This is a genomic window from Klebsiella sp. ME-303 (assembly GCF_007910085.1).
GTDB classification, from domain to species: Bacteria; Pseudomonadota; Gammaproteobacteria; order Enterobacterales; family Enterobacteriaceae; genus Klebsiella; species Klebsiella michiganensis.
The window spans coordinates 28,885-47,304 of the sequence record NZ_VOJB01000065.1 but is presented as its reverse complement, the minus strand read 5'-3'; the positions used below and the strand labels follow the sequence as shown (position 1 = coordinate 47,304).

The window sequence follows — 18,420 nt, the reverse complement described above, 5'->3', positions numbered from 1 at the left end:
AATGTTGATCACGATCACACTTTATCGGGTCCTGTGGCTACCAGTTCTATACTGTAATTATGACCATAGGTATACCATTAGCAGATAAAGAGCCCCTTTTATTCAAAGGAGACTCTTCCCGTACGATGCGTTTATTGCCCAAAGCGGTAACTAATGCCGGCCATCACGGAGCTCACATCGCTGCTCACGCCAATTTGGTTTTCGTTACCCACATTGTTGACCCACTGGTACTCCAGGCGCCCCGACCATCTGTCATTAAAGGCATATTCGGTACCGAAAGCCAGCACCGGACGCACGCCCGTATCAAATCGATTTTTTCCATTCACATCGGATTCCGCACGGTAGCCCATCAGGCCGGCCCGGCCGTACAGATCCCAGTCGCTGGTCAGGCTGTAGCTGGCCTTCAACGAAAGCTGTAGCCCCTGACTTTTCATTTGCGAACCGGCTGCGCCATGGCGACCATTGATGCCCATATTCCCTAAATAGTCATATCCACCTTCAACCGCCAGCCAGGGGTTAATCTGATAGCCGGTAAACACACCGCCGCCGACGTTATCGCGGTCAACATCGACTTGCCGATCGGTGCTGGAGTCGCCGTAGTGCGACCAGCCAAATTTAGACCCCGCGTACCAGGTTCCAGTCTCCGCAGCAGCAAAAGCGGCAGTCGCCGTAAAAGTATGAGCAATAATTAACGTAATAAGCGTCTTCTTCATAATCATCCCATTGTCGACCCGTTGTCGAATAAATGTCCTCGTCAAAAGTTAAGTGGGCCTACAATAGAATATTAGCGTCGCGCTGATAATCGTTTTATTATTTAATTTTGGACAAACTGCCAGCGCTAAAAACGCTCGGGTAATTTATTCACCCCCGTCAAATACCCTCCCCGTTTAAAAGCAATATAATTACCACTTTTTAACGCCGACAACACGTTTAATACACTGCTGCGAGATAAGTGCGTACGTTCCTGGATATAATCCAGGATAGAGACCCGCATCCGGGTCTCTTCGGGTAGCTGGCCCATTTCCTGCAAATGATTGCGGATAACGGCGTAGGTTCGCTGCTGTACGACGAGCGCGTCGCGATAGAAAAGATAAGCCGTGTGGTACGACAACAGTGAGGCGACGTCTTCCCAAACGCCGCGCTGGCGAAAGGCTTCCATCGCTTTTTGCGCATCAACGCGCAGTATTGTCGATTCGGTTTCCGCACGCAGCTGATGGCCGCGTACCGGCTGGATCATCTCGGCAATACCAAACAGGTGTGGGTGGTAAACCGTGACAATCAACAGACCGTCCGAGGCCCGGAGTATGGAGAGCTCGCCGTCAAGGAAAAGGAACAACTGCGGTTGATTTTTATGCGTCCAGGTCATGCGTTTCCGCGGCACAACGACCATTTTTTCAGCAATTGGCGTCAGGAGCGCCGTTAAGCGCTGGATACTCTCTTCCGGACGGACGGGCGGTAGGATATGCATAGAAATACCTGATTAGTTCTGGTTTAAGAATTATAGAACGCAACAAGATTTCCGTAAGAATTGCGTAGCTGCGCATTGACGCACATCGGCAAAGAGAAGAAAAGTACGGCGTGATTTAAATTTAAACAAACTAAAAAGCTGCCCGCAGGCAGCCCGATCAAAATGGTAATAATGCTTACTATACCCGTCATACTTCAAGCGGCTTATGTGTTGGCTTTGTTACTCGGTTCATCCATGAGTCTCGCCCTTACGGGCCGCCTGGATAAGGCGTTATCTATGCTTCTTGAAGCTCACGCCCTGGCCGCCTTTAAGCAACTCGAATTATTTAGGGTATTTTCAGATATCAAAGGCCCTTTTCGGGGCCTTTTCTTACTTCCGTAACGCCAGCGATGCCGAGTTTCTGGAAATATGCGGTGCGATGTTATCAAATGTAATCATTGCGGATTTACAAAAAATGCATTTCGCGCCAAACGGATTTTTTTCAGAAACATCGTAGGTGGATGTTCTGTACTGTGACCCATGACAGCATGGGCATCTGAAATGAATGTGGTCAATCATGATGTTAGCCTCTTTTTGCTACAACATTCTCTACCGCAGGGACATTTAGCCATATTTCACAGAAAACGCCTTCCCGGCTTTTCTGTCACAGCGTAAAAATGCTGCTCTGAATGGTTGAGAATAACAATGACATCATTGTCATTACTTCTTATAGAAACATCTGAAGCGCACTTCAGACTGAACTCTATTACTGCACCAGCGATTTTTTAATGTTGTTAATTTCTTAGTTTGCCCGAGGGCACGTAATGTTCGGTAGATTTCAATAAAATAATCGTGTGCTTTGGGATAACGCTATCTCTTATGCACTTTTCACGCTAAACGGGAGATACAAGGACTTTCCTTCATTATCACCGTTTGCGCCAGCTTCTGAGCCTGTCTACTCGGGTTTAGACCGTCATCGTTGTCGCAGGTTCAAAAAACTTTAACATTATTCGCGTCACAGAGCTTAATTAATCACGATAAGGAGAGTCTAAAGAAGGATTATCTGTGGATAACGCTTGAGATGAGAACTGCTTCGCTAAACCGTTTATTACCGCATCTGTGTAGTAAATCAACTTGCTATTGATCACACAGATGGCGATTGATAGCAAGCTTTATTTTCACGCCACGATTTCGCCAGCTGGCGAGCTGGTAACGCGAATGAATCCAGGGCCCAGGCTGGAGAGGCCGCCCAGGGATGATCCGATGACTCCGGGAAGGTGTACAGCCGCCTCTCATTTGGCGTGATTTGCCACAATTGTGGCGCTTTATGAATGTTACCGCCAGGATTGAAACGTTATGCTCTTCTCCGGGAAAAGATTCGCTCCCTGACAACACTCATCCTGCGGAAACCTGACAATGGCACATAACCGGACTTTCTCTCTCAATATCGGCTGGAAGGCGCTGCTAAAAGATGCGGGTTTAGAGCCTCAACATCTACTGCGCAAAGCAGGATTGCCCGACGACACGTTTTCGAGGACAGAGCGCGGCCTTAATATCGAGGAGTATATTCGTTTCTGGCGCGCCCTTGAGGTAGAAACAAACGATCCTGCTTTTCCCTTACCACTGGTAGAAAGGGTCTCTGCTGAAGTCTTTGATCCCCCGCTTTTCGCCGCACTATGCAGCACCAACATGATGCAGGCGGTTCAGCGACTGGCCAGATATAAGCAACTCATTGCCCCAATGGTTCTGGAAATAGTCGTAGAACACAGCGGCATCCTTACCGTTTCACCGTGCTGGCTGTCAGCGACAAACATTCCTCCGTCCCTGCAGATAGCAGAACTTGCTTTCTTACTGCGGCTGCTAAAACTTGCCACTCGCGAACCGGTCACAGCAGTGAAAGTCACGCTCCCTCAGCTTCCCGCCAGAATACAGGACGGCCACCTTACCCGCTTTTTCGGTACCGCCGTAGCGTATGGAGAAAAACCGGCCATCAGCTTTTCCGCCGCTGATGCCCTCCGCCCGTTTTTAACGGTGAACGAAGGAATGTGGCAAATATTTGAACCAGAGCTGCGCCGCCGTCTCAGCACGTTAGATGAAATGGCCTCAACAACTGAACGCGTACAGGCGGTACTTCTTGAGCTTCTTCCCGGTAACGAAGCCACCATTGAGAAAACGGCGGAGCGTCTCGGTATGAGCAAACGTACGCTTCAGCGCAGACTTGAAAGTGAGGGAGGAAATTTTCGTACATTGGTCAATCTTTGCCGGGAGAACCTGGCGCGGCACTATCTGAGTCATACCCATCTCTCCGGCTATGAGATTGCATTCCTGCTTGGCTTTGAAGATCCAAACTCCTTCTATCGCGCATTTATGGCCTGGACCGGACAGACGCCGGAAACCGTCAGAGGGAGCATGCGTCTTAATGGAAAGAGCTCCTCAGGTTAAACAAACGAGATGACGCGGTTGTTAAGCACCGACTTGCCATAAGAATCGCGTTACCTCCTGTCGTTTCCACAGAAGGCGGCTTCCTTTCTGATCTGAAGCGAATGGCGCCGTTAGCAAGCGTACTGGCGCATAAGGCCAGATGAAAAGAGTCTGTCTGCAGGCAAACTGTAGCCAGTCCATGAAACGAGGTCCTTATGTTCGCTCCGGAAAAGAAAACCGCGCTGGTCACCGGCGCATCGTCAGGGATGGGTAAAGCTATTGCCCGTCGCCTGATTCAGGATGGTTACCAGGTATATGTTGCCGCCCGTAGCATCGATAAAATGGCCGATCTGGCCGAACTTGGCGCACAGCCGTTACGGATGGATATAGCCAGGGATGAGGAGATTGTCTCCTGTGTAAACGCCATTCTGTCGCAAACCGGGGGAGTGGATGTCCTGATCAATAATGCAGGCTTTGGCCTGTATGGACCCGTAGAAGAGATCGGTATTGATGAAGCACGCTATCAATTTGAGGTTAACCTCTTTGGTGCCGCACGGCTGACGCAGCTACTGCTCCCTGCAATGCGGGCCAGACGTAGCGGGCATATTGTCAACATCTCCTCGATGGGAGGGAAGATGTACAGCATCCTTGGTGCCTGGTACCACGCCACAAAACACGCGCTCGAAGGATGGTCAGACTGCCTGCGCCTGGAGGTCGCCGGATTTGGGATTAAGGTCACGATCGTCGAGCCGGGGGTGATAGAGACAGGCTTCGGTGATGCTGCCAGCGAAAGCATCGTCAAACGTTCACACAGTGGCCCCTATGGCCAACTGGTGAAAATGGTGGCCGCGTCGATCAAAAAAACTTACGGGCACGGGACAGGCAGCGATCCGAAGGTTATCGCGGATGTCGTTTCAAGCGCCATTAACAGTAAGAACCCACGTACGCGCTATGCCGCAGGTAAGTTTGCAAAAATGCTTATCTGTCTGCGCGTCTGGCTGGGCGACCGTCTATTCGACCGTATTATTCTCAGTCAGACACGCTAACAAGCGGATGATTTAGCTGAACGGCCTGCGTCTCTTGGGGAGCGCTAACTCACGGTTAACGCGTCGACCACTTCCGCTACGCTTTTGACGCTGCGGATGCTGCCGATACCCGTGCCGAGCGCGATATAGCCCTCATCGGCATTGCCTTCCAGCATGCCGACGCGCAGGCCGCGTAATCCCCCCATTGCTTCACCGAGCGCCTCGTTGCTGGCGCCGGCTTTATCCATCGCCACCAGTTTTTCGGCCAGTCTGCCCGGCAGAGAGCGATAGTAATGGGGCAGCGTGCGGAAAAGCAGCAAATCCAGGCCACTGGCGGCAATAATTTTATTTTTGACCGACCGCGGCACTCTGCTTTCTTCCGTCGCGATAAAAACCGAACCGGCAAATATCCCTTCAGCGCCGAGCGCGTGCGCCGCTCTGGCGGTGCGCTTGTCGGTAATACCGCCCGCGGCCATCACCGGAACACGCTTCACCGCATCGGCGATCAGCGGCACGATAGAAAAGGTTCCCAGCGCGGTCCCCGGCAATGTACCTCCCTCATCAAAGCCGGTCGCGACGATGATATCGGCGCCCGCTTCTTCAGCAAGGCGGGTATTTTCAGGCGTCGGGTTAATATCGCGATAGATGATAGCAATGCCCGCCTCTTTTAATTCGTTGAACAGCGCCGGTATGAGCGCTCCTTCACCGTAGCCGGTATACACCACGGCTCTGACGCCCTCTTCTTTTATCACCTGCAAAATAGGCGGGGTCCAGATATCGTTTTCAGCAGCGGGGATCAGGTTCACGCCGAAAGGTTTTTCGGTCAGCCGTTTGGTTTTGCGGATCTCTTCACGCATTTTTTCGGCGGTTTCTTCCGGCGTGGACACCGCGGTCTCAGCGGTTAAACCGGCATTCGGCCCCAGCACACCAAGCCCGCCGGCATTGCTGACAGCGGCGACTAAACGGGCATCGGTCAACCACGATAACGGCCCCTGAATAACAGGTTTTTCTATATTCAGGATCTGGCAGATTCGGTTATTTTTCATGGGGTAATATCCTTCACAATAGCGCTATGGAGCGGTTCAGTTTCATGATGGAAGGAGTGTAGGACGTTATATTATTTAGAAAAATAGCCGAAAAAGTGCATCACTATTATAAAATCAGTAACAATATGATATCCCGATCCGGCAAAAGAAGCCCGCTATGCAAATAAACCTCTTTGAATCGATTCGCATTTTTATTGAAATTGTCGAGTCCGGTAGCTTTACTCAGGCAGCGGAGAACCTGCAGATTCATCGTCCTGCCGTCACTAAGGCATTGCAGCTGCTTGAGCAGCACTGCGGCACGCGTTTGATGCAGCGAACAACGCGGCGCATCAACCTGACGCCTGACGGCGAAGCGTTTTATCGGCAGAGTAAACCTTTACTGGCCCAGGCAGATGCGCTGCTGGAGTCGTTTGGGAGCGATAGCGTATTGCGCGGCCAGCTTCACGTGGATATGCCCGTCGCTTTTGCGACGTTATTGGTCGTCCCCCATCTGCCTGATTTTTATCGCCAGCACCCTGGCGTCGAAATCATCCTCAGTAGCTCAGACCTCCGCCGGGATATGCTGCGCGATGGTCTTGATTGCTTACTGCGGGTGGGGGAACTGGACGACGGGGACTATATCGCCCGTAAGTTAAGCAATATTAAAATGACGACCTGCGCCAGCCCGTCCTATATTGCCAGCCACGGTGTGCCGCAAACGCTGGAGGATCTACAGCAGCATCAGGCCATCAACTGGATTAACAGCAGCAGCCGACAAATTATGCCGTGGACGTTTTCTACGCCAGAAGGAACAGTTGAAATGACGCTTCCCGGCAAGCTGGTCATCGATAACTCTGAAACCTATTTATCGGCAGGCCTGGCAGGGCTGGGATTAGTCCAGGGAATGAACGTTTTTTTACAGCCTTATCTCGATCGCGGCCTGTTAGTGGAAGTCTTACCTGACAACCCTACCCCCGATCGCAAATTGTCACTCCTGTATCCGCACCGCCATCTCTCACGCAAAGTGCGGGTATTTACCGAGTGGTTAGAAAGCTTATTGTGAAAAACGGGATTAAGGCACTCATCCCCGCGCAAAACCACAATGATTGATAAATGCATGCGGTTACTACCTTAAACCCGGTCAACGATCCGCGCCCGACTCTGGGTCCTGCTTGCTCAGATTCTCAGCGTGTCTATCACCGCCCGCAGCGCGGGCGACACATTACGATGGGGATAATAGAGAAAAGAGCCTTCCAGCCGCTGGCTGTAACGCTGCAGGACTCTGATAAGCGCGCCTCGCTCTAAGTCATCGGCAACCAGTTCCTGCGGGACATAGGCCAGCCCCAACCCCAGCCGGGCGGCCTTCGCTTCCATATAGCTGTCGGCAAAGGCCCACTGTCCCTGCGGCCGGTGGGTGATTTTTTTACCGTCCTGATTGAGCTCCCATGCATAAATAGTCCCGTCGCCAAACTGGTACGCGATACAGGGATGAACCACCAGGTCCGCCGGCGTTTGCGGAAAACCGTAGCGGCGAAAATGCTCGGGCGTGCCGACAACGACCATCTCCATATCGGGTGAAATGCGCACCGCGACCATACCGCCGCCGACTTCCGGCCCCAGACGCACCCCGGCATCAAATCGCTCCGCGATAATATCGACAAACCGGCTTTCACTGATGAGTTCCAGCCGGATATCGGGATAGCGTTGTTTGAACACCGAAAGCTTTGGCAGAAGCACTTTATCAATGGCGTGCTGGCTGGCATTGATGCGGACGGTACCGGAGGGGGTGTTGCGATAATACGCCAGAGTGGAAAGCCCTGAATCTAACGCATCAAAGCCAGATTCAACGGTTCGATAGAGCTGCTCGCCGGCCTGGGTGAGCGAGAGTTTACGGGTGGTACGCACCAGAAGCTGTACCCCCAGCCTTTCTTCAAGTTCACGTACCGCACGGCTGACGCCGGATTGCGCCAGCCCAAGCCGCTGCGCCGCGGCGGTAAAACTGCCCTCCCGCACCACCAGCATAAACAGGTACAGATCGTTATAGTTTTCCCGTTTTGCCATGATTCCTCCCGCGCCTGCGCCGTAATTTATAACAATATGATATGAATCTTAGCACTTTTCACCCGCTAATCAGCACTCTGACTGCTAACTATAATCAGCGCATTGCAACAAAGCACAGCAGCGTTGTCCGTATGAAACCTGTATCTGGAACCTGTTTTAGGGGAATGATTAATGAAAGCGTTTACCAGAAAATTGACGGCCGCCATGCCTGCCATGCTGCTATGCGCGTCACTAAGTGGAGTCACCACCATGAGCTATGCCGGGACAACCAATCCAAACGCGCCCGTTTCGCTGGTCGAAAAATGGGACAAAACCTTCGCGGAAAGCGCGAAAGTCACTCACCGTAAGGTGACCTTCCAGAACCGCTATGGGATCACCCTGGTCGGCGATCTCTACATTCCGAAAGATCGCGGCGAGCGCAAGCTGGCGGCGATTGCAGTCAGCGGCCCCTTCGGCGCGGTGAAAGAGCAGTCCAGCGGTCTGTATGCGCAGACCCTGGCGGAACAGGGTTTTGTCACCCTCGCCTTCGATCCTTCTTATACGGGGGAAAGCGGCGGCCATCCGCGTAACGTCGCCTCTCCGGATATCAACACCGAGGATTTCAGCGCGGCGGTGGATTTCTTAGGATTGCAAAACGAGGTGGACCGCAACCGAATTGGCCTGCTCGGCATCTGCGGCTGGGGCGGCATGGCGCTGAACGACGCCGCGATGGATACCCGGGTGAAAGCGGTGGCCACCAGCGTCATGTACGACATGAGCCGCGCGATGGGCCACGGCGTTGGCGACGGTAAAGACCGCTATACTACCGCCGATCGCCGCGCCGTCTTGCAGTATCTGAACGCGCAGCGCTGGAAGGATGCGGAAAGCGGCACATTCGCGCCGGGCGGGCATGATATTTATGTCGATCAGAAAGGTCACGTCAGCGCAGGCGATCGTATTCTGCCGGAAACCTTACCGGCCAACCCGAACCCGGTTTTGAAAGAGTTCTTTGACTATTACCGGATGCCGCGCGGTTTCCACGCCCGCTCCGTGAACTCAACCGGCGCGTGGAATGCAACCATGCCGCTGTCGTTTATGAATATGCCGCTGCTGAGCTATGCCAGTGAAGTCACTATCCCGACGCTGATCGTGACCGGAGAAAAAGCCCACTCACGCTATTTTGCCGAAGACGCCTTTAAGGCCATCGGCAGCAAAGAGAAAGAGCTGGTGATCGTCCCCGGCGCGAACCATGTCGATCTCTATGACAATGCGGCCGGTAAAATCCCGTTTGCCAGATTTGAACAGTTTTTCAAAACCAACCTGAGATAACGGCCGAAAGCCGCCCGATCGTCGCGGGCGGCTTGCCCTCGCCCGCGCATGACGTTTACCCACGCTTTAGTCGTTATTCAATGAATAGCGTCCGCTCCAGCCGCACCCGAATCTGGCCGGAAAAATAAAGAGATACCCCTATCATGTCCACACTGAGTCGTCGTACACCACACCCTCAACCGCACGCCCATTGGGGCGGCGTCTTTGCCATGACGCTGTGCGTTTTTGTCCTCATCGCTTCCGAATTTCTGCCGGTCAGCCTGCTGACGCCGATCGCCGGAGAGCTAAACATCACCGAGGGGCTGGCAGGCCAGGGCATTGCGATTTCCGGCGCCCTGGCGGTGCTGACCAGCCTGACTATCTCTAACCTTGCCGGAAGTCTGAATCGTAAACACCTTCTGCTGGGGCTGACGGTTCTGATGGCGGTCTCGGGAATGATTGTCGCGCTGGCCCACAGCTATGCGATCTATATGGCGGGAAGAGCCCTGATTGGCATCGTTATCGGGGGATTCTGGTCGATGTCGGCGGCCACCGCCATCAGGCTGGTCCCCGCGCACCAGGTTCCCCGCGCGCTGGCGATTTTCAACGGCGGCAACGCGCTGGCGACCGTCGTGGCCGCGCCGCTTGGCAGCTATCTGGGGGCCACCGTCGGCTGGCGCGGCGCCTTTTTCTGCCTCGTGCCGCTGGCGATAGTCGCGTTCATCTGGCAATGCTTCAGCCTGCCTGCGATGGAAAGCGATAAAGCGAGCCGGCCGCGCGGCTCCGTGCTTCGCCTGCTCAGACATTCCATCGTCGCGATCGGTCTGCTGGCCTGCGGACTCTTCTTTATGGGGCAGTTTGCCTTATTTACCTACGTGCGGCCGTTTCTGGAAGCGGTGACCGGCGTCAGCGCCTCTGGCCTGTCCCTGATTTTGCTCGCTATCGGCATCGCGGGTTTTATCGGCACCCTGGGCGTTTCGACACTCCTCAACGCCCGGTTTTATCAGACCTTAATGACCATCCCTTTGTTGATGGCCCTCATCGCCGGCACGTTGCTTCTGGTAGGACACCACGCCTGGACCGTTGCCGTGCTGTTAAGCCTGTGGGGGATGCTGGCGACCGCGGCGCCAACCGGTTGGTGGACATGGATCGCGCGGACGCTGCCCGACGACGCCGAAGCGGGAGGCGGTCTGATGGTTGCCGTTATTCAGCTGTCGATCGCGCTGGGTTCGACGACGGGCGGTTTGGTATTTGACCGCCTGGGGTGGCAAAGCGCGTTTGGCTTAAGCGGCATACTGCTTCTTGCCGCGGTCGGGATGACGTTGTACACCAGCCGGCAAATGACGCAATAAGCTCACGCCATCCGAAGCGGGCAGCGGATTTTTCTCGCCGCGGGTAATGCGTATAATGCGGCTTCGATACACGCTAAAAATAACCGCGGCTCATATGATAAATCTCAATCGATGTTGTTATTTGCTCCTGATTTTCGCAGCGGTCGGCAGCATTTTTACCGCCTGGCCCTTTGCTACCTGGCTCCTGCTGGTCAACGCGCTGACCCTGGCGATCTACGGCGTGGATAAAATGGCGGCGCGCAGGGCCTGGCGCAGAGTACCGGAAGCCACATTGCTGGCGTTCGGGGTGCTGGGCGGCTGGGCTGGCGCGATAGCCGGCCAACAGCTGTTCCGCCACAAAACGCAAAAGCAGCCGTTCAGAACCCGATTCATCATCAGCACGATCGTCAGCCTCTCAGGGATGGTGGCGATTTATTTGTTCTCTCCTTTTTCTTTTCACTAAGTTCCGGCGAGGCTAACGGTTTGCAAACGCGTGGAATGCACTCAACCCGCAGCTATTCGTAGTATATTATTGAGAGTATTGTTGATTATCAGGTGTACCTTATGACCTACTCCATCGGAGAATTTGCGCAGCTTTGCGGCATAAACGCGACGACGCTCCGCGCCTGGCAGCGTCGCTACGGCCTGCTTAAACCACAGCGTACCGATGGCGGCCATCGCCTGTATAACGATGACGATATCCAGCAGGCGCTTAAAATCCTCGACTGGGTAAAAAAAGGGGTACCTGTCAGCCAGGTAAAGCCCCTGCTGGCGCGCCCTGGCGCACGGCGGACGAATAACTGGATCACCTTGCAGGAGAACATGCTCCAGCGGCTTAAAGAGGGGAAAATCGAATCCCTGCGCCAGCTGATTTACGACGCCGGTCGTGAATCCCCCCGCCCCGAGCTGGTCACCGAAGTGCTGCGCCCGCTGCGTAGCCAGGTTTCCGCCAACGTACCGGCCATCATGACGCTGCGCGAAATCCTCGACGGCATCATTATCGCCTACACCTCTTTTTGCCTCGAAGGGGACAAAAAGGCGCCCGGCGATAACTATCTGATCACCGGCTGGCACCTGACGGACGCCTGCGAAATCTGGCTCGAAGCGCTCAAACGCACCGGTCAGGGCCACCGCATCGACATCCTTCCCTCGCCCCCCGCGACCCTGGCGCCGGAGATCCTGCCGGATCGCAAATGGCTGCTGGTGACGACCGGTAAACTCTCTGCAGCCCGGCAGAAACAGGTTGAACGCTGGCAGCAACAGGTTGTCTCTCTGGAGATTGTTGCGCTCTAACTGCGTGCGCCACCGCTCCGTGGCGCAACGAGCAGGTCCCTCAGAATTGCCCCTCTTCTTTTTTCGCACAAGCCCGCAGACTCTTCTTTTCTCTCCAACACCCACAAAATCATGCTTCAAAGACATGTTATTAACCAACTGATAATCAATGAAAATAAAAAATATTTTAGTCAAAACTTGGACAAATAATATTAATTGTGTAAGTTTTAACTATGCCATATTGTTTACTCAGGAAGTGACCTATGAGTCCCTCGCCATCCGTCATTAGCCGTTTTAGTACGTACTACGCCACGCTGGATACCCAGCCGCCTTCGGCGCTGGCCGCGCTGTACCACACGAATGCGCTGCTGATCGATCCTTTTGGCCAACACCAGGGGCTGTCCGCGATCCAGAGTTATCTTTCGCACCTGCTGGCCAACGTCGATCATTGCCGTTTCACCCTCGATGCCCCGCTCTGCGAAGGTCAACGTTTTGCCGTCGCCTGGACCATGCACTGGTCGCATCCGCGACTTGCCGGGGGTAAGGCGCTACAGCTTGCGGGCTGCTCGGTGGTCACCGTTGAAGACGAACGAATTATTCACCAGCGTGACTACTACGACGCCGGGGAGATGCTGTACGAACACCTTCCCCTGCTGGGCTGGGCGGTGCGCGGCGCTAAACGGAGGGTGCGGTCATGATGACGGTGCTCATCACCGGCTCCAGCTCCGGCATTGGCGCCGGGCTCGCCAGGTCCTTCGCTGCGGACGGCCACCGGGTTATCGCCTGCGGCCGCGATCCGTCGCGTCTGTCGGCGCTACAGCAGCACAGTCCCCACATCAGCGTCCGCTCTTTCGATATGACGGACAGGGATGCCTGTCGCCAGACGCTCGCTGACTGCCGCGCCGATCTGATCATTCTCTGCGCCGGGACCTGCGAATATCTCGAACACGGAACGGTGGATGCCGGGCTGGTTGAAAGGGTCATCACCACTAACTTTCTCGGGCCGGTGAACTGCCTGGCGGCGCTTCAGTCGCAGCTGTCAGCCGGGAATCGCGTGGTGCTGGTGAGCTCGATGGCGCACTGGCTACCCTTTCCTCGGGCCGAAGCCTATGGCGCCTCGAAAGCGGCGCTGACCTGGTTTGCCAACAGTCTGCGCCTGGACTGGGAGCCAAGAGGGATCGCCGTCACGGTCGTTTCGCCGGGGTTTGTTGACACTCCGCTGACGCGTAAAAACGATTTTTCTATGCCCGGCCAGGTGAGCGTGGAGCAGGCGGTTAAAGCGATTCGCCGCGGCCTGGCGAAAGGGCACGATCGTATCGCCTTCCCGACGGGCTTTTGCCTGCTTCTGCGCCTGCTGGCCGGGCTTCCTGAAGGACTTCAGCGCAGGCTATTGCGCAGGATGGTGCGTCCATGAAAATCGCGATTATTGGCAGCGGCATTGCCGGGCTGACCTGCGCCTGGCGCCTTGCCGGGCAACACGAAGTGACCCTGTTCGAAGCGGCGTCCACGCCGGGGGGGCATACCGCCACGGTGGATATCGCCACGCCGCAGGGTACCTGGGCCATCGATACCGGATTCATCGTGTATAACGATCGCACCTATCCGCGCTTTATGGGCCTGCTTAACGAGCTTGGGCTGAGCGGCCAAAAAACGCAGATGAGCTTTTCGGTCCACAATCCGCAAAGCGGGCTGGAGTATAACGGCCACAGCCTGAGCTCGCTTTTCGCCCAGCGGCGCAATCTGCTAAAGCCGGCCTTCTGGGGGTTGCTGACGGAGATCGTCCGCTTTAATCGCCTGGCGAAGCAGGCTCTGGCGGGAGCGTTCGACCCGGGCGCCACGCTGCAGACCTTCCTTGAGCGGCACCGTTTTAGCCCCTTTTTCGCACGCCACTATATCCTGCCGATGGGGGCCGCTATCTGGTCTTCGTCGCTGCAGGAGATGCGCCGCTTCCCGCTGGCGCTGTTCTTGCGCTTCTTTGATAATCACGGCCTGCTGGATATCCGCCAGCGCCCGCAGTGGTACGTGGTGCCCGGCGGCTCGCGCGAATACGTGCGCGCCCTGCTTGCCCGGTCCGGCGATCGCCTGCGCCTGCGCCTCAATGCGCCGGTGCAGAACGTGATCCGTCATCAGGATGGCGTCACGCTCCAGCTGGCATCGGGGGAGCAGCACTTCGATCAGGCGATCTTCGCCTGCCACTCTGCCGAAGCGCTGGCCATGCTGGCGGACCCGACGCTCGCCGAACGCGAAATACTGGGGGATATCGGCTGGCAGCGAAACGAGGTGGTCCTGCACAGCGATCCCCGCTGGCTGCCGGTGCGCAAGCGCGCCTGGGCCAGCTGGAACTATCGCCTGAGCGAACAGGATCAGGCCAGCGCCTGCGTCACCTATAACATGAATATTCTCCAGGGCCTGCCTGCCGACGCCCCGCTGTTCTGCGTCACCCTCAATTCGCCAACGCCGGTGGACCCGCGCTTCGTCTGGAAGCGTATGGTCTATGAACACCCGCTATTTAATCCCCAAAGCTGGTCCGCCCAGATGCGGCGCGAGGAGATTAACGGCCGCCAGCGAAGCTGGTTCTGCGGCGCGTACTGGTACAACGGTTTTCATGAAGATGGCGTGCGCAGCGCCCTCGATGTGGTCAACGGCATCATCGCGGCGGAGAACCTCTGACATGAACAGCTGCCTCTATCAGGGCGTATTACGCCACCGCCGTCTTCAGCCGAAAGCGCACCACTTTCGCTATCGCATCTTTATGGCCTGGCTCGATCTGGATGAGCTGGATCGGCTCGGCGAAGCGGGTATCCGCCGCAATCGCTTTGCTGCCGCCTCTTTTTACGATGCGGATTATCCGCTGGGCACGCCGCTGAAAGCGCAGGTTCTGAACCGGCTGGAAAGCCTGACCGGCGCGCGCCCGGATGGCCGCGTCATGCTGCTGACCCAACTGCGCTACCTGGGCTTTCATTTTAACCCGGTCAACTTTTACTACTGCTACGACGGCGCCGGTACCCTGCGCTGGGTGCTGGCCGAAGTGCGCAACACGCCGTGGAATGAGCGCCATTACTACGCGGTAGACGGTCAACGGGCGCGCCCGCTGGCGAAAGCCTTTCACGTCTCGCCGTTTAACCCGATGGATATGGTCTACCTCTGGCGCTTTAACAGTCCCGGTAAAACGCTGCACATGCATATCGAGAACCATCAGGCCGCGAAAGTCTTCGACGCCACGCTGGCCCTGAGCCGCGCGCCTTTAACGCGGGCCAGCCTGCGCGGGCTGCTGCTGCGCATTCCGCTGATGACGCTGAAAACCGTCCTCGCGATCTACTGGCAGGCGCTGCGGCTATGGCTCAAGCGCGTGCCGCTGTACAACCATCCTGTCAGCAGGAGTGAACGCTCATGACCGATCCTGTCTTTGCGCTTGAACCCGATATCCCGCGCAACGTGCGTATCGCGCGCTGGTTGCTCTTTCGTCTGTTGAGCGGCATTCGCGAAGGGGCGCTCACCGTACGCGAAGGGGCGCAGACCTTTCATTTTGGCGACCCCGCCGCCGCGCTGCGCGCCGAGGTGCACGTGCTCTCCTCGGGCGTCTACCGGCGTTTACTGACCGGAGGCAGCCTCGCCGCCGCGGAGGCCTGGATGGACGGCGAATGGGAGAGCCAGCAGTTGACGCCGCTGCTGCAGATCCTGGCACGTAACGGCCAGGTACTGGAGCGGCTGGAGCGCGGCTTCCGGCTGCTGAGCAAGCCCGTCGAGCGGCTGCGCCACTGGACGCGCCGCAACTCGCGCGCGCAGGCGAAGGCAAATATCGCCGCCCATTACGATCTGGGCAACGACTTTTACGCCCACTTCCTTGACGACGAGCTGCTTTACTCCAGCGCGCTGTTTACCGACGACGGCCAGGATCTCACCCAGGCCCAGCGGGCCAAAATGGCGCGCCTTTGCGAGCGTCTGGCGCTTACGCCCGGCGATCATCTCCTGGAGATTGGCACCGGCTGGGGGGCGATGGCCGAATACGCCGCCCGCCACTACGGCTGCCGGGTCACCACCACCACCCTGTCGCAGGAACAGTTCCAGTGGGCCAACGCGCGAATTGCCCGCGCCGGGCTGCAGGATCGCGTCGAGGTACTGCTCTGCGATTACCGCGATCTGACCGGCCAGTACGACAAGCTGCTGTCGGTGGAGATGATTGAAGCCGTGGGGCAACGCTATCTGCCGGCTTTCTTTCGCACCTGCCAGGCGCGGCTGCGCCCGGGCGGCAGAATGGCTATCCAGGCCATTACCATCCAGGATCAGCGCTATCGCGGCTACAGCAAAAACGTGGATTTTATTCAGCGCTACATCTTCCCCGGCGGATTTTTGCCCAGCATCACGGCGATGAACGAGCTGATGACGCGGCACACCGATTTTGTGGTGCGCGATCTGTTCGATATGGGGCCGGACTACGCCCGCACCCTGGCCCACTGGCGGCAGCGATTTATCCACGCCTGGCAGGATATTGAGAAGCTCGGCTTTGACGATCGCTTCCGCCGCATGTGGCTCTACTACTTCGGCTACTGCGAAGCCGGGTTTAACGCCCGCACCATCAGCGTTGTGCAGCTTACCGCGGAGCGAACATCATGAAACGCATTCTGACCCTTGGCCTCGCGCTGCTGATGCTGGCGCTGGCGGGCTGCAGCGCCGAAGTGACCGACTACCGCCAGCAGCAGCCGGCGCTGGACATTTTCCACTACTTTCAGGGCAAAACGGAAGCCTGGGGGATGGTTCAGGATCGCAACGGCAAACAGCTGCGCCGCTTCCATGTCGCCATTGACGGCGACGTTGTTGGCGACACGCTGACGCTCCACGAACGCTTTATTTACGATGATGGCGAAAAGCAGCAGCGGGTATGGCGCATTCGCCGCACCGGCGACCACCGTTATGAAGGCACCGCCGGCGACATTGCCGGCGTGGCGACCGGCCAGGCGGCGGGCAACGCTTTTCACTGGCGCTACAGCATGAACGTGACGGCCAGCGGTAGCACCTGGCTCCTGCACTTCGACGACTGGATGTTCCTGCAGGACGACGCGCACCTGTTCAACAAAACCGAGATGAAGAAATTTGGCATTACCGTCGCCACCGTGACCCTTTTCTTCACCCGAACCGCACAATAAAAGAGGACTACGCCATGAACACACAACCTGTCATTGGGATCAGCGGATGTTTGACCGGTTCTGCCGTACGATTCGACGGCGGGCATAAGCGCATGGGCTTCGTGATGGACGAGCTGGCGCAGTGGGTGGCGTTTAAACCCGTCTGCCCGGAGATGGCTATCGGCCTCCCCGTCCCGCGCCCGGCGCTGCGGCTGGTGCAAACGACCGAAGGGGAAATCCGCATGCGCTTCACGCATGCACCGCACGACGACGTGACGGAGAAGATGGCCGATTTCGCCAGCGCCCACCTCTCGACCCTGGGCGAGCTATCGGGATTTATCGTCTGCGCCAAATCGCCCAGCTGCGGCATGGAGCGCGTGCGGCTGTACGATGAAAAGGGCAATCGCGGACGAAAAGAAGGCACAGGGTTGTTTACCGCCGCGCTGATGGAGAAATATCCGTGGCTGCCGGTGGAAGAAGATGGCCGCCTGCACGATCCGGTGCTGCGTGAAAATTTTGTCGAACGGGTCTTCGCCCTGCACGAGCTTAACTGTCTGCACAAAAATGGCCTGACGCGCCGCGCGCTGCTGGATTTCCATAGCCGCTATAAACTGCAGCTGCTGGCCCACCATCAGGCGGGATACCGCGAGATTGGCCCATTCGTTGCCTCGCTCCACGAATGGCAGGATCTGGAGGCTTTCTTTGCGATCTACCGCGAAAAACTGATGACGATCCTGAAACAGCCCGCCTCGCGTAAAAACCACACCAACGTGCTGATGCATATTCAGGGCTACTTTCGTAACCAGCTAAACAGCCGCCAGCGCGGCGAGCTGCGGGAGGTGATCCTTAACTATCGCTCCGGGCTGCTGCCTATCCTTGCGCCGTTAACGCTGCTTAAGCACTATCTGGCCGAATACCCGGATCGCTATCTGCAGGCGCAGAACTACTTTGATCCCTACCCGCAGGACCTGGCCCTGCGCCTGACGGTGCATTGAGATAGCTGAACGCGCGAAGAGGCTGGCGCACGCCAGCCTCTTCGTTGTTGGATCCATCGGCTTCTAGAACCACGCTTCAAACATGCCGCCAAGGTTTAACGAATCCAGCTGCTCGTCTTTGGTGCCGTTAACCTTCGCGGTGCGCTTGTTATCCACCTGGCCGCCGGTCACGTAGAAGCGCAGCATCGGGCGGAACTCCGGCCCCATACCGATGGCGATGTTCTGCGACAGCGTCAGCTTCCAGCCGTGGTTATCGCCGCCCTGGTCGTAATCGACGCGCTGGTAGCCCGCTTCCAGCCAGGTGGAGTGCACATCGTTCCAGAAGTACATCGGACGGACAATAGCGCCGTAGTTTTTACGGTTATCGGTGTTGTCCTTGCCGTTGTCATAGTCGTGGAAGGCCAGCAGATATTCGATCTGCGCCTGCCGGGTG

Annotated in this window: 20 protein-coding genes; 14 read left to right on the top strand and 6 right to left on the bottom strand. The window is 56.5% G+C overall.

Translation table 11 applies throughout. The features are described 5' to 3' along the window. Positions 1-131: 131 nt before the first annotated feature. The 3 genes from FQK12_RS08705 to FQK12_RS08695 all read right to left on the bottom strand — a co-directional run bounded on the left by FQK12_RS08705 (position 132) and on the right by FQK12_RS08695 (position 2,026). Positions 132-713 (bottom strand): outer membrane beta-barrel protein, encoded by a 582-nt coding sequence (locus FQK12_RS08705; protein ID WP_032720811.1) that lies wholly within the window; start codon positions 711-713, stop codon positions 132-134. Positions 714-838: 125 nt separating this feature from the next. Then, positions 839-1,468 carry a winged helix-turn-helix transcriptional regulator gene (locus tag FQK12_RS08700; protein WP_014229110.1) on the bottom strand — a complete coding sequence of 210 codons (630 nt, stop codon included), beginning with the start codon at positions 1,466-1,468 and terminating at the stop codon, positions 839-841. A gap of 369 nt (positions 1,469-1,837) precedes the next feature. Then, entirely contained in the window at positions 1,838-2,026 is a 189-nt protein-coding gene (locus tag FQK12_RS08695; RefSeq protein WP_071532263.1) for a cold-shock protein, read from the bottom strand. Positions 2,027-2,863: 837 nt separating this feature from the next. On the opposite strand from FQK12_RS08695, the gene FQK12_RS08690 reads away from it, so the two are divergent. Next, positions 2,864-3,889: an AraC family transcriptional regulator gene (locus tag FQK12_RS08690; RefSeq protein ID WP_014229108.1), complete on the top strand. Its 1,026-nt coding sequence runs from the start codon at positions 2,864-2,866 to the stop codon at positions 3,887-3,889. Between the two features lie 194 nt (positions 3,890-4,083). After that, on the top strand, positions 4,084-4,914 hold the full coding sequence (locus FQK12_RS08685; RefSeq protein WP_014229107.1) for an oxidoreductase: 831 nt from the start codon (positions 4,084-4,086) through the stop codon (positions 4,912-4,914). 44 nt (positions 4,915-4,958) lie between these two features. Here FQK12_RS08685 and FQK12_RS08680 read toward each other — a convergent pair whose 3' ends face one another. Continuing rightward, positions 4,959-5,939, bottom strand: coding sequence for an NAD(P)H-dependent flavin oxidoreductase (locus FQK12_RS08680; RefSeq protein ID WP_014229106.1), 981 nt, complete (start codon positions 5,937-5,939; stop codon positions 4,959-4,961). 157 nt (positions 5,940-6,096) lie between these two features. Between FQK12_RS08680 and FQK12_RS08675 the strand changes: the two genes are divergently transcribed. Next, the gene (locus tag FQK12_RS08675) at positions 6,097-6,981 is read left to right on the top strand and encodes a LysR family transcriptional regulator (protein ID WP_014229105.1); all 885 of its coding nucleotides are present in this window, start codon (positions 6,097-6,099) and stop codon (positions 6,979-6,981) included. 113 nt (positions 6,982-7,094) lie between these two features. Here FQK12_RS08675 and FQK12_RS08670 read toward each other — a convergent pair whose 3' ends face one another. Further along, a complete protein-coding gene (locus FQK12_RS08670) occupies positions 7,095-7,979 on the bottom strand; it encodes a LysR family transcriptional regulator (RefSeq protein WP_014229104.1) in 885 nt (294 codons plus the stop codon). Positions 7,980-8,150: 171 nt separating this feature from the next. Between FQK12_RS08670 and FQK12_RS08665 the strand changes: the two genes are divergently transcribed. The 11 genes from FQK12_RS08665 to FQK12_RS08615 all read left to right on the top strand — a co-directional run bounded on the left by FQK12_RS08665 (position 8,151) and on the right by FQK12_RS08615 (position 17,987). Beyond that, positions 8,151-9,287 (top strand): alpha/beta hydrolase, encoded by a 1,137-nt coding sequence (locus FQK12_RS08665; RefSeq protein WP_014229103.1) that lies wholly within the window; start codon positions 8,151-8,153, stop codon positions 9,285-9,287. A gap of 143 nt (positions 9,288-9,430) precedes the next feature. Beyond that, positions 9,431-10,618: an MFS transporter gene (locus tag FQK12_RS08660; protein ID WP_162097168.1), complete on the top strand. Its 1,188-nt coding sequence runs from the start codon at positions 9,431-9,433 to the stop codon at positions 10,616-10,618. A gap of 97 nt (positions 10,619-10,715) precedes the next feature. Continuing rightward, on the top strand, positions 10,716-11,060 hold the full coding sequence (locus FQK12_RS08655) for a DUF1294 domain-containing protein (RefSeq protein WP_025107991.1): 345 nt from the start codon (positions 10,716-10,718) through the stop codon (positions 11,058-11,060). A gap of 101 nt (positions 11,061-11,161) precedes the next feature. Then, positions 11,162-11,890 carry a MerR family transcriptional regulator gene (locus FQK12_RS08650; protein ID WP_014229100.1) on the top strand — a complete coding sequence of 243 codons (729 nt, stop codon included), beginning with the start codon at positions 11,162-11,164 and terminating at the stop codon, positions 11,888-11,890. A gap of 242 nt (positions 11,891-12,132) precedes the next feature. Then, a complete protein-coding gene (locus FQK12_RS08645) occupies positions 12,133-12,567 on the top strand; it encodes a nuclear transport factor 2 family protein (protein WP_014229099.1) in 435 nt (144 codons plus the stop codon). Further along, entirely contained in the window at positions 12,564-13,283 is a 720-nt protein-coding gene (locus FQK12_RS08640; protein WP_014229098.1) for an SDR family NAD(P)-dependent oxidoreductase, read from the top strand. Before FQK12_RS08645 ends, FQK12_RS08640 begins: the two co-directional genes overlap by 4 nt. After that, complete coding sequence (locus tag FQK12_RS08635; RefSeq protein ID WP_014229097.1) at positions 13,280-14,539, top strand: NAD(P)/FAD-dependent oxidoreductase; 1,260 nt, start codon at positions 13,280-13,282, stop codon at positions 14,537-14,539. Before FQK12_RS08640 ends, FQK12_RS08635 begins: the two co-directional genes overlap by 4 nt. A gap of 1 nt (position 14,540) precedes the next feature. Further along, the gene (locus tag FQK12_RS08630) at positions 14,541-15,263 is read left to right on the top strand and encodes a DUF1365 domain-containing protein (RefSeq protein ID WP_014229096.1); all 723 of its coding nucleotides are present in this window, start codon (positions 14,541-14,543) and stop codon (positions 15,261-15,263) included. Continuing rightward, positions 15,260-16,483: an SAM-dependent methyltransferase gene (locus FQK12_RS08625; protein ID WP_014229095.1), complete on the top strand. Its 1,224-nt coding sequence runs from the start codon at positions 15,260-15,262 to the stop codon at positions 16,481-16,483. Before FQK12_RS08630 ends, FQK12_RS08625 begins: the two co-directional genes overlap by 4 nt. Next, positions 16,480-17,013, top strand: a complete 534-nt coding sequence (locus tag FQK12_RS08620; RefSeq protein ID WP_014229094.1) for a DUF3833 domain-containing protein — start codon at positions 16,480-16,482, stop codon at positions 17,011-17,013. Before FQK12_RS08625 ends, FQK12_RS08620 begins: the two co-directional genes overlap by 4 nt. Positions 17,014-17,027: 14 nt before the next feature. Continuing rightward, positions 17,028-17,987 carry a YbgA family protein gene (locus FQK12_RS08615; protein WP_014229093.1) on the top strand — a complete coding sequence of 320 codons (960 nt, stop codon included), beginning with the start codon at positions 17,028-17,030 and terminating at the stop codon, positions 17,985-17,987. Between the two features lie 63 nt (positions 17,988-18,050). On the opposite strand, the gene FQK12_RS08610 is transcribed toward FQK12_RS08615, so the two are convergent. Further along, positions 18,051-18,420, bottom strand: a 370-nt coding sequence (locus FQK12_RS08610; protein WP_146295695.1) for a carbohydrate porin, incomplete at its 5' end; no start/stop codon positions are given.